This window comes from Lacihabitans soyangensis (assembly GCF_024343775.1).
In the GTDB taxonomy this organism is placed as follows: domain Bacteria; phylum Bacteroidota; class Bacteroidia; order Cytophagales; family Spirosomataceae; genus Leadbetterella; species Leadbetterella soyangensis.
Genome location: NZ_RJUF01000004.1, coordinates 81,238 through 99,770 on the forward strand (window position 1 = coordinate 81,238; position 18,533 = coordinate 99,770).

The window sequence follows — 18,533 nt, forward strand, 5'->3', positions numbered from 1 at the left end:
TATTGAATGGTCAAATCTTTCAATACCAGACATTTAGGCAATTCACTACCTACTCCTCCCTACTTCTGTCTCTAGAAATATCCTTTTCTTTAATACTTTCACGTTTGTCGTACAGTTTTTTACCTTTTGCCAGGGCAATATCCAGTTTGGCGAGGCCGCCTTCATTGATGTAGATACGGGTCGGTATAATGGTTAAGCCTTTGTCCGTGAGTTTACTAATAAGTTTCTTTATTTCCTTTCTATTAAGCAAAAGTTTACGCTCCCTCAGTGGTTCGTGATTATTATAGGTACCGTTGTCGTATTTCGAAATGTTGAGGTTTTTAACGAAAAGTTCGTTCTTTTGAAAAAAACAATAAGCATCGGCCATACTAACTTTTCCCTCTCTAATTGATTTTATCTCGGTACCCGTGAGTACCATTCCAGCCGAATATTCCTCGAGAAATGCAAACTCGAAGCGGGCTTTTTTGTTAGAGATATCCGTAGTTTTGACAAATTTCATTTTTGAAGAGAAATAAATGGGACACAAAAGTAACAAAAAAATCCCTGCCTCAATGATAGTGACAGGGATTCCGACTTACGTGCTTTCCTAATAATCCATGTGCTGGCCATAGGCCTTTACGAGGGATTAAGTCTTTAAGAGCTCTGCTCTAATATCTTTGTCTGTGTTAGATTCGAGTTAGCAAATGTAAAAAGCGAAAAATAAAATTCCAATCAAATCTCCGTTTTTTAACATTCTACAGTATTAAATGTGGCTTTTAGCTCCGTTTAATAACTTTCTGTTATGTTATTATCCTTTACCAATACTGTGCCAATATTTTTTAAGGAAGATAAAAAAAATAAAAATATTTTTTTCGAGCAAATTAACCCATTGATTTTAAGATCTTTACAATAATATTGGGAAATTCTTGACAAAATTCAACCAAAGTGAACTTATATGATGCCAGAATATTGGCCCAAGAAAAAAGAAGAATGACAGGAAAAATTGATTAATATTGTCTTACCTTTTTGTCAAAAATAGCATGAAAGTGTCTATCATTAACGTTACCAATCATCTCTGAAACGAGGAGGATTAGGTTTAATGATCAAAATAAGGAGAATAGACTTGATGATGTCATTTTAAATTGAAAGAAATCATTGGTCCTTAAAAATATACTTACAACAATAGTAAAAACTCAGGAATTGCAGAATAAACCTCTTTTGTCTACCACCAAACCCCAAGAGACGGCCATCTTGGTGGGTTTGATTTCACAAAAACAAAATGCCGAAAAAACTAAAGAATATCTTGACGAACTGGCTTTTTTGGCAGAGACATCTGGCGTAAAAACCAAGAAGGTATTTGTACAAAGGCTCAACTTTGCCGATCAAAAGACTTTTGTGGGTAAGGGAAAACTAGAAGAAATACAAGCATGGATAACCATAAATCCAGTTGATACGATTATTTTCGATGATGAACTGAGTCCCTCGCAGGTAAGAAACCTTGAAAAGGCGTTTGAGAATATTAAAGTGCTGGATAGAAGCTTGCTTATTTTGAATATCTTCTCACAAAGGGCACAGTCAGACCAAGCCAAAAGACAGGTGGAATTGGCCCAGTACAAATATCTCCTACCCAGACTTACGCGTATGTGGTCGCACTTGAGCAAGCAAAAAGGAGGTATTGGTATGAGAGGTCCCGGAGAAAAGGAACTTGAAACCGATAAGCGGATTGTTCAAGATCGAATAGCATTGCTAAAAGAGAAATTGGAGAAAATAGATAAACAATCGGCCACGAGAAGAAAGGAAAGAAACCAGCTTGTGCGAGTCGCATTGGTTGGTTACACCAATGTCGGTAAGTCAACATTGATGCAAAAACTAGCCAAAACAGAGGTATTTGCCGAGAATAAGTTGTTTGCAACCATAGATTCGACAGTAAGAAAAATGGTTTTAGGCAACATCCCATTCCTGATAACCGACACTGTAGGGTTTATTAGAAAACTTCCGACCACCCTTATTGAATCCTTTAAGTCAACCTTAGACGAGATAAGAGATGCAGATATCTTGCTCCATGTGGTGGACATATCGCATGATTCTTTTGAGGAACAAATAGATGTGGTAAATGCAACACTTGCGGATATAAATGCCAAAGATAAGCCTACGGTAATTATTTTTAATAAACTGGACCAATACAAACCGCTGTCCGTAGAAGGTTTGGACAGACATTTGGCAACTGAGGAGGATTTAAGAATAAACTTGGAAAGACTCAAAACCGGATATTTACAAAAAAATGCCGAAAATGTAGTTTTTATTTCAGCTACACAAAATGAAAATATTGCCGAATTACGAGATGTGATTTTCAAACTTGTAAGAGAAAAGCATTTTACGATTTATCCCAACTGGGATGCCGCCAAAAACGTGTTCTACGAATGGCAAGATGAATCAGAAGTAAACTAACAATAAACAAATAACCCTAAAAATGGAGAACAAAAACACCTCAACCAATTTACCCGCACTGTATACCCTGATGACCGTTTGGTTTTTCTGGAGTTTTGTAGCTGCCTCAAACGGAATATTGATTCCACTTTTTAAAGAAAAATTCGAATTACAACAATGGCAAGCCCAGTTGGTAGACTTTGCTTTTTATGCAGCCTATTTTGTGGGCTCAGTTTTGTATTTGATACTTTCAAGTATTATGAAAACAGATATTTTGAATAAAATTGGTTATAAGAATGGAATCATTTACGGTTTGATTATATCTGCAGTAGGTTCACTTATATTTTATCCAGCTGCTGAGACTAAGTCTTACTTTTTGCTCTTAACTGCACTTTTTGTAGTAGGATTAGGTTTCTCACTGCAGCAAACTGCCACTCAGCCATTTATGATAGCCTTGGGACCTCCAGAAACAGGTGCTACCCGCATAAACTTGGGTGGAGCTGTAAATAACTTTGGTGGTACCATTGGACCATTGATTGTTTCTTATGCCATCTTTGGTTCTATCTCTCCTGAGGCAGCATTGAGTGCAACAATTGAATCTGTAAAAGTTCCTTATCTCCTACTCGGTGGTTTGTTTGTATTGGTGGCAGTATTTTTCTGGATCTCGAAACTTCCTCGAATCACGAACGATGAGCATGTAGAAGCTGGACTTGGAGCCTTAAAATACCCACAGTTAATATTGGGTATGAGTGCGATATTTGTGTACGTAGGTGTAGAGGTAACAATCGGGAGTAATTTGCCGGAATATCTGAAAGAAACACAAGGCTTGGTTTCGTCACAAGTATCCAAATATGTATCTCTTTTCTGGGGAAGTATGATGGTTGGCCGTTGGACAGCCTCTGTGGGTAACTTTGGGTTATCAGACAGCCTGAAGAAAATCCTTTGGGTAGTGGTACCATTCATAGCTTTTGGTATTGTACTATATGTAAACTCTATCATGAGCGGAGATGTGAGCGATTTATATCCATATGCTTTCTGTGTAATAGTAATGATTGTTTCATTTTTCATGGCGAAAGAAAAACCAGTTCGGACTTTGCTGATTTATACAGGAGTTGGTGCCATTATGACCCTAATTGGTGTTTTTACCACTGGAAAAATTGCCTTGTTTAGCTTAATTAGTGGTGGACTTTTCTGTTCTATTTTGTGGCCAAGTATATTTTCATTGGGCACCGCTGGCCTAGGAAAATACACCAATCAAGGCTCGGCATTTATGATTATGATGATTTTGGGTGGAGCGATTATCCCTGTTTTGCAGGGCGTTATTGCTGATACCGTAGGTATTCAAACCTCTTATTTACTGGCCGTGGCTTGTTTTTCTTACCTATTCTGGTTTGGCATTAGGGTTCAGCAAGTTTTAAGAAAACAAAATATTGATTTTGACAAAGAAGTGGCCAATGTGAAAGGTGGGCATTGATTTGAAGGAAGTAGTTTAAATAAAAAGCAGCAGAGGTTTATATTTCTGCTGCTTTTTTTTTGTTTCGAAAATTTGGTTGGAAAATTTTGGATTTGATTTAAATCTGATTTGACATACTTGTTTTCAGGTCCGACTGGCGTCTGACCACTTCATGCCAAAAGACGGTATACTCTCATACTTAACTTTTAGGTCTGCCTTGCGTCTGAATACTTCATGCCAAAAGTCGGTTTAATCTATCAAACTTACTTTCAGGTCCGACTGTTGTCTGACCGCTCGCTAAAAAAAATGCCGAGAATACACAAATTGAATTCGTGAATTCGTGGCAGTCTGACAAGTTCATGTTGAAAGAGGGGTAGATATCTCACTTATTTTCAGGTCCGACTAGCGTCTGACCGCTTGCCTAAAGTAATTGCCACAAATATACAAATTGAATTCGCGGCAAATATTTAACGAAAGAATGACTCAGTTTTTAGGTAAATTCTCCAGAAGAAACCTTTTCACATTTCCTCCCATTACTTTTTTGATATCTGCATTAGAAACTCCCAATTTAAGTAATTCCTCTACATAAAGCGGCAAACCTGTCACATCGGTATGAATTTCTATGGCTCCATCAAAATCTGACCCCAAGGCAACATAATCGGCTCCTACTAAATCAATGCAATATTTGATTGCCTTGGCCGTAGAAGATGGTGTTTTATTCCCAGTGGCGGGTTCAAACATGGCTATACTAATTAATCCACCGGTTTTTGCTATTCCTTTTATGTGGTTATCGGAGATATTTCTTACAGACATGTGTGTGCCTTGCACACCTGTATGGGAGCTGACGATCGGTTTTGTTGTAATCTGTAAAATTTCATCCACCATTTTTGGCGAGCAATGGGCAACATCCAAAATCATATTTTTATCTTGCATTTTCTTCATTACTTGCCTGCCAAAAGCCGTTAATCCGCCATGTTCCACACCATGAGCAGAACTGCCGAGCTCATTGTCAAAAAAATGTACCGGCGACATCATTCTTACCCCTGCCCTGTATAAAACATCGACATTCTCTAATTTGCCATCTAGAGCATGCATACCTTCTATTCCAAGAAATCCGGCAGTAATTTTTCTGTTTGACTTTCTATCAGAAATATAACTTTCCAGACCATTCACAGAGGAAATTACCCTAAACTTCCCTTCAGATTTATTCTCGAAATCATACAATGCCGCACATTGTGTTAAAGCTCTCTCGGTAAGATTAAACCAAGATGCAATTGGTCGCATTTGTAATATAAATGGAAGGGTAATTTGATCCGTTTCTCCAGTGTTTTTATCGAAATTCATATTTCTTGGAGCCTTGGTAACTATTGTAAAAGCCTGTAAGGCCATGTTGGCTTCCAACATTCTAGGAATATCTACCGATCCGAAATCATTTTTTTGTAAAAGATCTCGCTCCCAAAGTAAAGCATCGCAATGCATATCTGCTACAAAATCTAAAGAATCATATAGCATTTGAGCATCTTTGTCAACTTTGTAAGGTGGTTTTTCGGAAACAGTATTGAATTTTTTGTCTACTATTTTCGGCACAAATAGAAATGCGAAAAGCAAAACTACCAAGACGAGACCAAGAAGTATTTTAAAAATTTTTTTCATGATTAGGTTGTTTTTGTAAAAATAGGGAGAAAATGCTCAATTTCTAACCACATAGGTCAGATAGCTATGCTATGCTTTGTCTTGAAATTCAAATATAGTCATAGAGAATTTCTTTTTTACTATAATTTCTCTGTGCCGATGTTGTATTTCCTTTTGTGAACTATGTGGTTAAAAAACCCAAAGAATGCTCAAATTTGTACTTATGAAGAGAACTGACTTTGCATTAGTAGGTCCGACTATCGTCTGAACATAATGAGAAAAAAACCACAAACACACAAAAAAATTCGTGTATTCGTGGCAAAATATTAATTTGATTTTTCTAATAATTGCTAATATATATATTCAAATCTGGCTATAGTCTGACCACTTGCAAAATAAAAAACCACGAATTCATCAATTGGAATGGTTTAAACATGGTTAAGTAGTCTAATTATCAATTAAGGACAGGATGGTTTCGACCTGCAAAGTTGGATAATATCATGGAGCTTTAAGATAAATTTATTCTGACACCGTTGAATAAGAATTTTAAGAAATTGTATTCAATGGCAGGAAACTTGTTTTGAAATATTTCACAATGCATTTAGGGACAAATGAAAAAAAAAATACTCCTTTTCATACTTATTTTTATCAGTTTCAGAAGTTTTTCGCAAGCTTATAATTACATGGGCACTTACAACAATCAAGGAGTTCCGAATTACTTAGTAACACCACGAGATGTAATTAGTACTTCATTTTTAAATACTGTAAATACTTCTTTGCCAGAACGATACCCAGTTCCAAGTTATAACCCTCATTACATTCAAAATGGGGCACAAACCAATATTGAAATAAACGGTTCAGACTCTGCTGATGTATGGGTAACATTTGTGTTAGAAGGTGCAGGATATATGAACACACTTGGATTTTATACATATGACCTAAGCAATCCTCCAACTACAGTTCCTAATGCCAATCAAATTAATATTATTTTCCCAAATGTTTCAGGTCTCAATAGTGGTGGAGGATTAATAGCAGGTGATAAGGTGAAATTAGGAAGATTTGCACCGAATACAGGTATCGGTTGGGTTTTGTTAGCCAATGCTTGGAATCCTAGCACTCGATTGGTTGGTAACGGTCTTTGGAAATTATACTCCAATTATATTTTAAATCCAGAAGCAAATGTAAATTTAAGATATCACAATGTATTATTAAATGAGCCTATAACTAACAGAATTATATTGGGTTTTGAAGATATCAGAAGAGATAATTCATCATGTGATAATGATTTTAATGATGCAATATTTTATATAACTGCAACACCAAATACAGCAATAAATTTAGGGAATATAAATACTACGACAGAACCAGGTGCAAAAATAAGTACTGGAAATATCGGAGGACTCGAAAGTAATGGTTCGCTTGCCCAACAAATTGCAAAAAGAAATGTGAACAAAGAATTGATAAACCCTAAAATTAATTTTGACGAACCAAAAAAACTAACAAAGTATAATTATCAAATACAAACTTCAGCATTACAAGAATTCATACCGTCTTTTGGTTTAGACTCTTCGACTTCTTATATATCTACCCCAACCGATTTAATTCAATTAACAAATGCAGTTGATGTATTAAGTACTGATTACTTTTTGGCCTCGGAAAGAAGAGCGGTTTGTCTATCAACTAAAACCTTGACAAGCGTTTACGTACACACTAAAGCAATTTGCGACAGGGTGGCTGGTGCAAGTTTAGAAAACACAAGAGATATAAACATAAATGGAATTTACCCGGCTACTTTAATAACATTAAAAAAAGAGGAAGAAATAACAGAATTTGCTTTAAGTTTTTCATTTCAAAAATTAAGTAACAACAGATACCGCTACAACAGCCATTGGAATGTCTCAGATTTTCCTTCCAATTCTGAATATATAAATTTCCAGGTTTGGGGAGTAAAACCAACGGAGGTTTTTTATTTGGCTGAAAAGATTATTGAAAATTTTCAAATATCAAACACAATTGATACTATATATTTGTTTACCCCACCACCTTCAATTCTCCTAAAGTCTGGATATTACAATCAAGGGAAAATAAATCTGAACATTAGAAATAATCCTAAAACCTCTGGACTTATAAATATTTGGGGAACTTACCGACAAAGCGAAAATTCGCCTTCTATTGTATTCAACGATACAATTTCTTTAACAAATGCCCTTGACCAAACCTTTATATTAAACAAAAATGGAATTTTTGATGCCGGATTTAATATTCAAAAAATTGGAGAACCAAAGGTAGATGCATTTTATCTTGCTGATGGAGCTTGGGTAGAAAACTTTGAATCAAATAATATCCGAAACAATACATTAACAGTAAATCCTCATACTAAAATAAATGAAGGAAATATTGAAAAATATTGGATTGAAAGAGGAATTGTAGCCACAGGAGAGGTTAAAAACTATTTTTCTATGCACCGACCTTTAAAAATTGGATTAAAACCTGTTAATCTCACTGAATTTCAATATTTACAATTTACTGGGTCGGGTATCAATTGGCTTGAAATAGTTATAAGTAAAGAAAGCGTCAGTCAATGGCTTGAGCAATCTAGAATTATTGTTCAATTGGATAGTACAACTAAAAGATTCTATATTAACATGGATGACTTTAGAGGATCTGACAATCAACCAATTAACAGAAATGATATAAATGCAATTACTTTTTCAGTAATTAGTAACAATGTAGATTACATACCTTTTGATGTTAAATTAAATAATATTGCCTTTACTAAAAGTGGAAATTGTGATAGTAATCAAACTATAGCGGGAAATTCATATTCAAAAGAAAGATATGAATCATCATCTACATTAAAAGTAGAAAACCAAAATAAAATTAATGCTAGAACAATATACACAGCGGCTAATTCTATAGAATTCAAAACTGGCTTTATTGCGGAGCCTGGCACGGTTTTAAAGGCTGAAATAAGGGGCTGTCAGAACAACAATTAAATTAAACAAAAACATGCACAATCTTAAAATTGTTGAACCAAACGAAATCATATATTTAAAAGCTGACGCTAATTACACTATTTTTAATTTTAAAAATGGAAAAAAAGAAATCTCGGGATTTACATTGAAACATCATCAAGAGAAATCTGAACTCACTGGTTTTTTAAGAGTTAATAGAGCCTATTTACTAAATCCCAACTATATTTCGGAATTAAAAGAGGAGGGGAAAACAACCTTAATATTTATGAGTGATGGCACAAAAACAAGGGTTTCCAGAAGAAGAAAAACCATGATTGCTGTTTAATAAGTAATGGATTTAGAAACACTAATTTTGTAAATGAATTTCCTCCTGTAATAGGTCTTTTTGTAAAAACAGGAATAAAATGCTCTTTTTAAAACCTTATAGGCCACATTGCATTGATTTGTCTTGAAATTCAAATATAGTCATAGAGAATTTCTTTTTTACTATTATTTCTTTGTGCCTATGATGTATTTCCTATTGTGAACTATGTGGTTAAAAAACCCAAAGAATGCTCAAATTTGTACTTATGAAGAGAACTGACTTTGCATTAGTAGGTCCGACTATCGTCTGACTATAAAAAGAAAAAAACCACAAACACACAAAAAAATTCGTGTATTCGTGGCTTCAATTTACTTCTAATTTCAGGTCCGAATGTCTTCTGACCGCTTATTGACCATATTTTTTATTTCTTCACACCAAACTTATAAACAGTGGTAGTTTTATATGTTTCGCCAGGCTTCAATACCGTCGTTGGAAAAGCAGCTTGATTGGGAGAATCTGGGAAATGCTGTGTTTCTAGGCAAAAACCATATCTACGCTCATATTTCACTCCCGATTTTCCTGTCGCTGATCCGTTTAAGAAATTACCTGTATAAAACTGCACGGCAGGTTCTGTTGTCAAAACTTCCATAGTACGACCCGAAACAGGCTCTGTAACCATTGCCACTGACTTCAGTTTATTGCTTTGATCAGTAAATACCCAACAGTGGTCGTAACCTCCACCCAATTTGATATCAATATCTGTGGTGTCATTGATTCGCTCACCTATCAAATGTGATGAAGTAAAGTCAAAGGGAGTTCCAGCAACGGGTTTCAACTCACCTGTGGGTATCAAACCCGCATCTGTTGGCAAAAACTTATCCGCATTTATTACAATTTCATGATCCAAAATATCGCCTTTGCCCTCGCCTTTTAAATTAAAGTAGGCATGATTTGTTAAGTTAACCACTGTGTTTTTATCGGTTGTGGCAGTATAATCTATCGATAGTGAATTGTCGGCCTTTAAAGTATATACCACCTCCACGTTCAAATTCCCAGGATATCCTTCTTCTCCATCTTTCGACAAATACGTCAATTTTAAACCTGGCTCAGCACCTTCAATTGGAGTTGCCTTCCATATTACAGCATTAAAACCTTTCAAACCTCCGTGCAAAGCATTCGGTCCATTATTTACTGCCAAGGTGTAATCATTGCCATCCAAACTAAATTTTCCTTTGGCTATTCTATTACCAAATCTTCCGATTAGAGCACCCAAATATTTGGTACTTGTAAGGTAATCCTCAGGGTTATTCGAACCCAAGGTGATGTCTTCAAGTTTGCCGTCTTTATCTAGTGCTGTCCATTTAATAATAGTTCCACCCAAATCTGAGATGGCTACTTCCATGCCGTTGGAATTTTTTAAAGTGTAAAGTTTTACGCTATCTCCTGAAGCTAAAACACCAAATGGTGCCTCCGAAATATTGCTTTCCGTCATTGTTTTGTCGTTTGTTTTATTGTTGTTACATGCAAATGCCACCAGAGCAGTAATTGCGATTAATAATTTTTTCATTGTTTTAATTGAGGTTGAAATTTATATGAAATTCTTAAGAAATTCTTACCAAAAAATATAATAAATAACACAGAAAACAGCAAGGATGGCAATAGTTCCGTATCTAAACTCAGGTGTAACTTTATACCATTCTTTATTTACTACAAATGCGTTTTCGCTTTCTTTTCCTTTAGATTCAACCAAACTGATGGCAATCATCACCAAAGTACAAATCCAGAAAACCACGCCCATACGATTCATAAAAGGAAAATCTGGCCAAACAAAAGCTATCAAACTACTCAAAGCAATACTTAAAATAGCCGAAACCAAAGCAGAATTGGCTGTAGTTTTTTTCCAGAAGAAACCCAAAAGGAAAATCGACAAAATACCTGGAGAAATATACCCCGTATACACCTGTATATATTCAAAAGCCTGTCCAAAATTGGCCAATAAGGGGCTTATCAACAGTGCCATTGCAAACGAAACCAAAATCGCAATTCTACCAGTTCTTACAGTCTGTTTCTCACTCATGTTTTTATTGAAAAACTTCTGGTGAATATCCAATACATAAATCGTCGAAATACTGTTTGCTTTACCTGCCAAACTTGCCACAATGGCAGCCGTCAAAGCCGCAAAAGCCAAGCCCTTTAACCCAGTTGGTAAAATATTTAATAAGACCGGATAAGCATTATCGGGTTTTACGATGCCGTTTTGCGTGATTCCATTAACAATTGCTGGATCTGCATTTTCCTGAAACAATACATACGCTGCCAAACCTGGCAACACCACTATAAAAGGCATAAGCATTTTCAAACCTGAGGCAAACAACAGACCGTTTCTGGCTGTTTTCAAATCGGCACCTAATGCCCTTTGAGTAATATATTGATTGCAACCAAAATAATTAAGATTATTAACCCATTGCCCACCGATTACAAACATCATGATGCCCGGCAATTGTTGGTATGCATCTATAAAACCTCCCTTACCGTCATGCACCGAGTATTGACCAGGACTAAACATCATGTGCAAATGGCTATCAGCTTTTTCTTTTATCAAGCTTAGGCCTTCAAATACTCCTGAACCCGACCCCACTCTATTGGACAATAAATCTAGAGCCAAATATGTCGTAGCCAAACCGCCAATCACCAAACAAACCACCTGGATCACATCGGTATAGCCAATAACTTTCATCCCACCTAAAGTAATTATGATCGCAAAAACCGTAAGAAAAAACGCACATGACATAAAACCAAAACCTGTCATTTTTTCCAAACTTAAGGCTCCCAAATAGATAATCGAGGTAAGATTTACAGTGATATACAAAAACAGCCAAAACACAGCCATGATGGTAGCCAAGCGTGTATCGTATCGTTTTGCCAAAAACTGCGGCATCGTAAAAATCTTATTATTGAGATACATCGGCAAAAAATACACTGCAACAATAATTAGGGAAACTCCACCCAAAAGCTCATACACCGATATCGCCAAACCCAGCTGAAATGCCTGTCCCGACATACCAATAAACTGTTCAGCTGAAATATTAGAAGCAATCAATGAGGCACCAATTGCCCACCAAGTGAGCGAACCTTCTGCCAAAAAGAAGTCTTTTGAGTCGGCGGTCTGTTTGCCTTTATTTTTATAGACCCAATAACCATAAGTGGCTACTATAACAAAGTATACCAGAAAAATTAAATAATCGAGCGTCTCCAATCCAAGTTTCATATCGTTTTTTTATTTAGGGTTGTTTTTTTATTTAGTTCTGAGTTGTGAGTTATGAGTGGAGAGTTATGAGTATTGACGTGTGAGTTGCGAGTTGTGAGCTTTTGCCGCCAACCAAAATCTATCCAACTTTCCAATCAATAATTCTATTCCTCATTCAATCACCCATTCAATCATTCTATCATTATTTCATTCTATCATTCAATCATTCCTTAATTCTATCCTTCAATCATTATTTCCTTCAATCATTCCTTCATTTAAAGGGCGTATCCCCTCCGTTCCTCCGGGGTCGGGCTGTTCGCTCTTACTCCTCGTCGCCTCCTTAGGTCGGCTCCTGCGGGGTAACCGCTACCATCCCTTACGCAAAAATTTCGAAATCATAATAGCTTACAATTGCTCCCCTTTGGGGTTGGGGGCTTTTAGCACCCCTGCCCATAATAAGCATCTTTTCCATGCTTCCGCTCATAATGTTTCATCCTCAAAGAATCTTTTAACCTGGGGGTATTAGGATTTATTTGTAAGGTCAACATCGCCATTTTTGCCACTTCTTCGAGCACAGCTGCATTGTAAACCGACTTTGCGGCGTCTTTTCCCCAAGTAAAAGGACCGTGGTTTTGCAAAAGCACCATCTCGACTTCTTTATGACTCAAACCTTTCTGCTCAAATATACCAAAAATTTGGTTGCCAGTTTCGTGTTCGTAATCTCCTTTAATCATTTCGTCTGACAATGCTGGAGCACAAGGAATATCCTGATGTGTGTGATCGGCATGTGTAGTCCCAAATATCGGAATGTCCATACCGGCTTGTGCCCAGGCCACAGCGTGTGTGGAGTGCGTATGCGTAATGCCACCAATATCATCCCAAGTTTTGTACAATAACGCATGGGTTTTGGTGTCGGACGAAGGTCTCATTTTACCATCTACCACTTTGGCATCAAAATCCATAATTACAATATCTTCCCATTTTAATTCCTCATAAGGCACCCCCGAAGGCTTAATGGCAAAAACACCATTGGCTCTATCTACCGCACTTACATTACCAAAAGTAAACAGCACCAAGCCCAATTTGGGCAATTGCATGTTGGCTTCGAAGCATTCTTGTTTAAGTAGCCCCCAATCCCCCAGTGGGGGTTTTATAATTATTTCCATTGATTCCCAAGTAATATCATTTCTATCAATTTCCACATAAATGCTATATGTAGCAAAAATATTCCCCCTTTGGGGGTCAGGGGGCTTTAAAGCTGCCTCTTCAATTCCCTAATCCTAGTATCTGCATCTATCACAACCAAATCCAAATCAAACATCTCTGCAAAGTCTTCTAGGTATTCAGTTGTTAAGTTTTGACTGAAAACCGTATGGTGTGCTCCACCGGCCATGAGCCATGCTTGTAAACCAATTTCCATGTTTGGAAGTGGTTTCCACAAAGCACGAGCAGTGGGCAATTTTGGAAATTTCTCTGTAACTTCTACAGCCTCCACCTCATTTACCAACAATCTAAATTTACTTCCCAAATCTATCAAACTTACATTTATAGATGGTCCTGCACAAGCATTAAATACCAATCTTACAGGATCTTCCTTGCCGCCAATGCCCAATGGATGCACTTCACAGTTTACTATTCCATAAGCTATAGTTGGACAAATCTCTAACATGTGTGACCCCAAAACCATAGGATTAGCAGGATCAAAATGGTAGGTATAATCTTCCATAAACGAGGTGCCGCCTTTCAGTCCAGATGCCATTACTTTCATCACACGCACCATGGCTGACGTTTTCCAGTCGCCTTCGCCACCGTAACCATAGCCTGCGGCCATCATACGTTGCGAACCTATGCCCGGCAATTGTCGCATGCCGTGCAAATCTTCAAAAGTATTGGTGTAGGCTCCGAATCCGCCATCTTCCAAAAATGCCTTGATTCCTAACTCGATTCTTGCAGCCTCTATCAAAGAAGAACGCATTCCTCCGTCCGCCTTCAAGGAAGACATCATTTGATATGTGGCTTCATATTCTTTTATCAAATTCTGAATTTCAGCATCCGAAATCTGGTAAATTACTTGTACCAGATCTCCAACTGCATAAGTATTCACTGCCATCCCAAATTTCTCTTCAGCCGATACTTTGTTGCCTTCGGTTACTGCCACTTGACGCATATTATCACCAAAACGAGCCACTTTCAGGTTTTTCATTTCGTTTCTACCCAAACAAACTCTAGCCCAAACACCAATTTTTGCTTTCACACTTGCCGAGTCCCAATGACCCACCACTGTTTTGCGGTTGATTTTCATTTTGGTTAATATAAAACCATGTTCTCTATCTCCATGTGCCGACTGATTGAGATTCATAAAATCCATATCTATTTCGGCATAAGGAATATCACGGTTATATTGGGTATGAAGGTGCAAAAGAGGTTTTTGCAAAGAAGTTAGCCCTTTTATCCACATTTTAGAGGGAGAAAAAGTATGCATCCAAGTAATGATACCAATGCAATTTTGAGCATAATTTGCTTCATTACAAATACTTAGGATCTCTTCAGGGGTTTTTACTACAGGCTTAAAAACTACTTTTACTGGTATTTCAGTAGAACTATTCAAGGCATTTGCAATTACTTTTGAATGTTCATCCACCTGGCGTAAAGTCTCTTCTCCATAAAGATGTTGGCTGCCAGTCACAAACCAAACTTCGTATTGTTTTAGGTTTATCATTTTTGGTATTATTCAACACATAGAATCATAGCTCACAAAGCCTTCTTTTCTAATATGTTAATGTATTTAAGTTATATTAATTATTTCAATTCGTAAAAAAATTATCCCGCTATGTTTACTTTCTCCAAATGTGTTTAAAATCAAGCCTTACCTTCAATAAACTCCCCAAAAGTCCAATATTTCGAATACAATTTCTTATAAATCTCCACCTTCTCTTTTTCAGGAAAATAGGTAGCATCAAAACCTGAACCCATGGCTTTTTGAGCTTCATTTATGTTTATAAATACACCGGCGGCAGTGGCGGCGTTCATAGCAGCACCTAATGCACATGCCTGATCGGAACTTGCCACTTTTATGGGCATGTCCAACACATTTGCCAATGTTTGCATCACAAAAGCCGACTTTTTAGCCACGCCACCTATAGAAATCACTTGTTTGATTGGCACCCCTTCATTGATAAATCTATCAACAATGGCCTTTGACCCATAGGCAGTAGCCTCTACCAAAGCTTTGAATATCTGTGCTGCGTCTGAACCCAAATTAAGTCCATAAATAGCTCCCTTCAAAGTATGGTTAGCATCTGGCGTGCGGCGGCCATTAAACCAATCCAAGGCGATTGGGTCATTTTCGGTAAGTGCTATTTGTGCTGCTTTCTCTGATAATTGAGGAATCAGCTTTTCTGCTAATTTATCTTTTTCATCCTGACTATCTATCAAATCAAAAACCGGTCCGAGAAGCATTTTTTGGAACCAAGCATAGACGTCACCAAAAGCAGACTGACCAGCTTCCATTCCCAACATTCCGGGTACAATAGAACCGTCAACTTGACCACATATTCCTTTAATTAATAAATGCCCAACTTCTTCGTTTGGAGCAATTAGCATATCGCAGGTTGAGGTTCCCATTACACGAACTAGTGAGTATGGTTCTATCTCAGCACCAACACCGCCCATGTGTGCATCAAAAGCACCCACACCGATAACTACGTTTTCAGGCAAACCTAGTTTCGCCGCCCACTCTTTTGAAATAGTTCCCATGGCTTGGTCAGAAGTATAAGTCTCTGAAAACAATCTATCTCTCAAACCTGCCAAAAGTGGATCTAATGTGGTTAGAAACTCCTCCGAAGGCAAGCCGTCAAACTCGGGGTGCCACATGGCTTTATGCCCAGCAGCACAACGACTTCTTTTCAGCGTCAAAGGATTGGTGTTGCCTGTCAGAACTGCAGAAATCCAGTCGCAATGCTCTACCCACGAAAAAGCTTTTTCACGAATACTTGGATCAACTCTAAGGGTTCTTAAGATTTTTGCCCAAAACCACTCTGATGAATATATTCCACCTACATATTTGGTGTAATCAACCTTCCAACCATGAGCCAAAGTATTTAATTGTTCAGCTTCTGTATTGGCGGTATGGTCCTTCCAGAGAATAAACATACCATTTGGATTTTCGGAAAATTCCGGCAACAATGCCAAAGGCATCCCATTTAAATCTACAGCCACTGGAGTTGAGCCAGTGGTGTCTACTGAAATACCAACTATGTTTCGGATCACCTCTTCGCTTTGATTTTGCAAAGCACCTTTTACGGCATTTTCTAAACCTTCCAAATAATCCAATGGATGTTGACGAAACTGCGAATTGGAAGGATCACAATACATCCCTTTTTTCCATCGCTCATAGTAATGCACATGCGATGCGATTTCCTTACCCGTGGTGTCTACCAAAAGTGCCCTTACGGAGTCGGTGCCAAAGTCTAGGCCGATAATGTATTTTATACTCATTTTTTTTAACTTCCTTTTTATTAACCCACTGCTTTACTTTCTAAACTTATTATTGATTGAATTTATTAATAATCAAATTCTCGTCTATTTACAATTGGAAAAATAGGATTATAAATAACATTTACGGAGTCCCCTATTATTAACCCTTCTTCACGTGTATCACCTTTATAAGTTTTACCACCGACCACGAATGAATATGAAAACGTGTACATACCTGTAATATACCCCCTTCTCATAGCATTTTTCTCATTAATAACCACACCTTTTGAACGTTTATGTTCTAAGATAAATAAAACTGGCCTAAAAACAAAAAAATCTGGCTGACATGTTATTGCAAGAACTATTAATCCAATTATAGCAAAAAGTCTTCTATAATTGAATTGCTTATTGGGAGATTTCTTTTTGAGTTTCATTCAATGAACGTGAAGGATATAATTAATTCTAAAAAACAAATTCCTAAAACCTCATTTCTTCAAATTCAAAACTACAACAGAATATGCAGGAATTGTCAATTTCAAAACACCTTTCTCCAATTTTGCACCCGAAAAATCTTTTATCGAAACCTTGTTTGGTTGCTCGAAAGTATTGTGGTCGCTAATGTTGGCAGATGCCAAAATTTGCCCCGAAACTTTAGAGAAATCTTCACCTCTAAGATTAATTGTAACTTCGTGTGATTTACGGTAATCAATGTTTGTCAATGAAATATTCAAAGCTCCCGAAGCATCTTTTGATGCTGACGAATTTATGGCTGTCAGTTTTTTGCCATTAAACTCATAAGTTGGCGACTCGATGCTCATTGGTACAAGCGTAGCATCTTGATGCACATTATACATTTTCATGACGTGGAATGTCGGAGTAAGCAACATTTTTTCTTCGTTGGTCAAGATAACAGCTTGCAAAACGTTTACAATTTGTGCTAAGTTTGCTCCACGAACACGGTCGGCGTGATTGTTGAAAATGTTGAGTGTAAGACCCGCAATCATGGCATCACGCATCGTATTTTGTTGATACAAAGCACCTTTACCTTCGGCATCGGTTTCGTACCAACCGCCCCATTCGTCCACAATCAAATCAACTTTTTTCTCTGGGTCATATTTATCCATGATGGTGCTGTGCTTGGTTACAAAATCTTCCATTTTCCAAGCTTCTTCCATAGTTTTGAAATAGGTTGCTTCGTTAAAACCAACTGATGGTCCCTTGGTTTCTCGCCAACTCAACACCGAATAATGATGCAATGCCAAAGCCGACATCATGTTGTGCGGAATGTTTTTCATCAAGGTTTCTGTCCAGTTGAAATCATCGCTACTTGCACCCGAAGCTACTTTGTATAGTTTAGACTCTGGCGTAATATCTTTCATGAATGTGGCATATTGGCGATAAATATTGGCGTAATATTCGGGTGTCATATTGCCACCACAACCCCAAGCCTCGTTGCCAACGCCCCAAATTTTTACGTTCCACGGTTTCTGACGACCATTTTGGATACGAAGGTCAGACATCGGGCTACCCGTTGGTTGATTTACATAACTTACCCAGTCGGCCAAATCTTTTACCGAACCGCTACCTACATTTCCTGCCAAATAAGGCTCTGCACCAATTCTTTCGCATAGATCGAGAAAATCGTGCGTGCCAAAGCTATTGTCTTCAGTTACGCCACCCCACCAAACATTGACCATTTTAGGGCGTTTTTCTTTTGGGCCAATACCATCTTTCCATTGGTAAGCATCAGCAAAGCATCCACCTGGCCAACGAAGATTTGGCACTTTTAATTCTTTCAATGCTTGAATGACGTCGTTGCGAACGCCAGCTATGTTAGGAATTTTAGTATTTCCTTCTCCAACATACATACCCCCATAAATACAACGACCGAGGTGTTCGGCAAAATGACCGTAGATATGTTTATTGATTTTGGTTTTGGCCAAATCAGTGTTCAATGTGATTTTGGTTTGGGCTGTTGCAGTGAGAGCAATACAACCCGCAATCAATGATAAAATTGTTTTTTTCACTTTATTTCGAAAT

13 protein-coding genes are annotated in these 18,533 nt (G+C 37.4%); 4 read left to right on the top strand and 9 right to left on the bottom strand.

All coding sequences use genetic code 11. The annotated features are described in order from the left end of the window. Positions 1–49: 49 nt before the first annotated feature. A complete protein-coding gene (smpB, locus tag EGI31_RS03220) occupies positions 50–499 on the bottom strand; it encodes an SsrA-binding protein SmpB (RefSeq protein WP_255035708.1) in 450 nt (149 codons plus the stop codon). A gap of 680 nt (positions 500–1,179) precedes the next feature. Between smpB and hflX the strand changes: the two genes are divergently transcribed. Together hflX and EGI31_RS03230 are read left to right on the top strand one after the other, a co-directional pair. Beyond that, positions 1,180–2,427: a GTPase HflX gene (gene hflX, locus EGI31_RS03225; RefSeq protein ID WP_255035709.1), complete on the top strand. Its 1,248-nt coding sequence runs from the start codon at positions 1,180–1,182 to the stop codon at positions 2,425–2,427. Positions 2,428–2,449: 22 nt separating this feature from the next. Then, positions 2,450–3,880: an MFS transporter gene (locus tag EGI31_RS03230; RefSeq protein WP_255035710.1), complete on the top strand. Its 1,431-nt coding sequence runs from the start codon at positions 2,450–2,452 to the stop codon at positions 3,878–3,880. 462 nt (positions 3,881–4,342) lie between these two features. Here EGI31_RS03230 and EGI31_RS03235 read toward each other — a convergent pair whose 3' ends face one another. After that, the gene (locus EGI31_RS03235; RefSeq protein ID WP_255035711.1) at positions 4,343–5,512 is read right to left on the bottom strand and encodes a dipeptidase; all 1,170 of its coding nucleotides are present in this window, start codon (positions 5,510–5,512) and stop codon (positions 4,343–4,345) included. A 590-nt stretch (positions 5,513–6,102) separates the two neighbouring features. Here EGI31_RS03235 and EGI31_RS03240 point away from each other — a divergent pair. Together EGI31_RS03240 and EGI31_RS03245 are read left to right on the top strand one after the other, a co-directional pair. After that, positions 6,103–8,487: a DUF4114 domain-containing protein gene (locus EGI31_RS03240; protein ID WP_255035712.1), complete on the top strand. Its 2,385-nt coding sequence runs from the start codon at positions 6,103–6,105 to the stop codon at positions 8,485–8,487. 13 nt (positions 8,488–8,500) lie between these two features. Further along, positions 8,501–8,791 carry a LytTR family DNA-binding domain-containing protein gene (locus tag EGI31_RS03245; RefSeq protein ID WP_255035713.1) on the top strand — a complete coding sequence of 97 codons (291 nt, stop codon included), beginning with the start codon at positions 8,501–8,503 and terminating at the stop codon, positions 8,789–8,791. A 400-nt stretch (positions 8,792–9,191) separates the two neighbouring features. Here EGI31_RS03245 and EGI31_RS03250 read toward each other — a convergent pair whose 3' ends face one another. From EGI31_RS03250 to EGI31_RS03280, 7 genes are all read right to left on the bottom strand, one after another. Next, positions 9,192–10,337, bottom strand: a complete 1,146-nt coding sequence (locus EGI31_RS03250; RefSeq protein ID WP_255035715.1) for an aldose epimerase family protein — start codon at positions 10,335–10,337, stop codon at positions 9,192–9,194. 45 nt (positions 10,338–10,382) lie between these two features. Beyond that, complete coding sequence (locus tag EGI31_RS03255; RefSeq protein WP_255035716.1) at positions 10,383–12,038, bottom strand: sodium/sugar symporter; 1,656 nt, start codon at positions 12,036–12,038, stop codon at positions 10,383–10,385. Positions 12,039–12,454: 416 nt separating this feature from the next. After that, positions 12,455–13,183: an L-ribulose-5-phosphate 4-epimerase gene (locus tag EGI31_RS03260; protein ID WP_255035717.1), complete on the bottom strand. Its 729-nt coding sequence runs from the start codon at positions 13,181–13,183 to the stop codon at positions 12,455–12,457. Between the two features lie 86 nt (positions 13,184–13,269). Then, positions 13,270–14,736 carry an L-arabinose isomerase gene (gene araA / locus EGI31_RS03265; protein ID WP_255035718.1) on the bottom strand — a complete coding sequence of 489 codons (1,467 nt, stop codon included), beginning with the start codon at positions 14,734–14,736 and terminating at the stop codon, positions 13,270–13,272. Between the two features lie 140 nt (positions 14,737–14,876). Further along, positions 14,877–16,514: a ribulokinase gene (locus EGI31_RS03270; protein WP_255035719.1), complete on the bottom strand. Its 1,638-nt coding sequence runs from the start codon at positions 16,512–16,514 to the stop codon at positions 14,877–14,879. Positions 16,515–16,579: 65 nt separating this feature from the next. Beyond that, the gene (locus tag EGI31_RS03275) at positions 16,580–16,927 is read right to left on the bottom strand and encodes a hypothetical protein (RefSeq protein WP_255035720.1); all 348 of its coding nucleotides are present in this window, start codon (positions 16,925–16,927) and stop codon (positions 16,580–16,582) included. Between the two features lie 51 nt (positions 16,928–16,978). Beyond that, positions 16,979–18,520: an alpha-N-arabinofuranosidase gene (locus EGI31_RS03280; RefSeq protein ID WP_255035721.1), complete on the bottom strand. Its 1,542-nt coding sequence runs from the start codon at positions 18,518–18,520 to the stop codon at positions 16,979–16,981. Between the last annotated feature and the right edge of the window lie 13 nt (positions 18,521–18,533).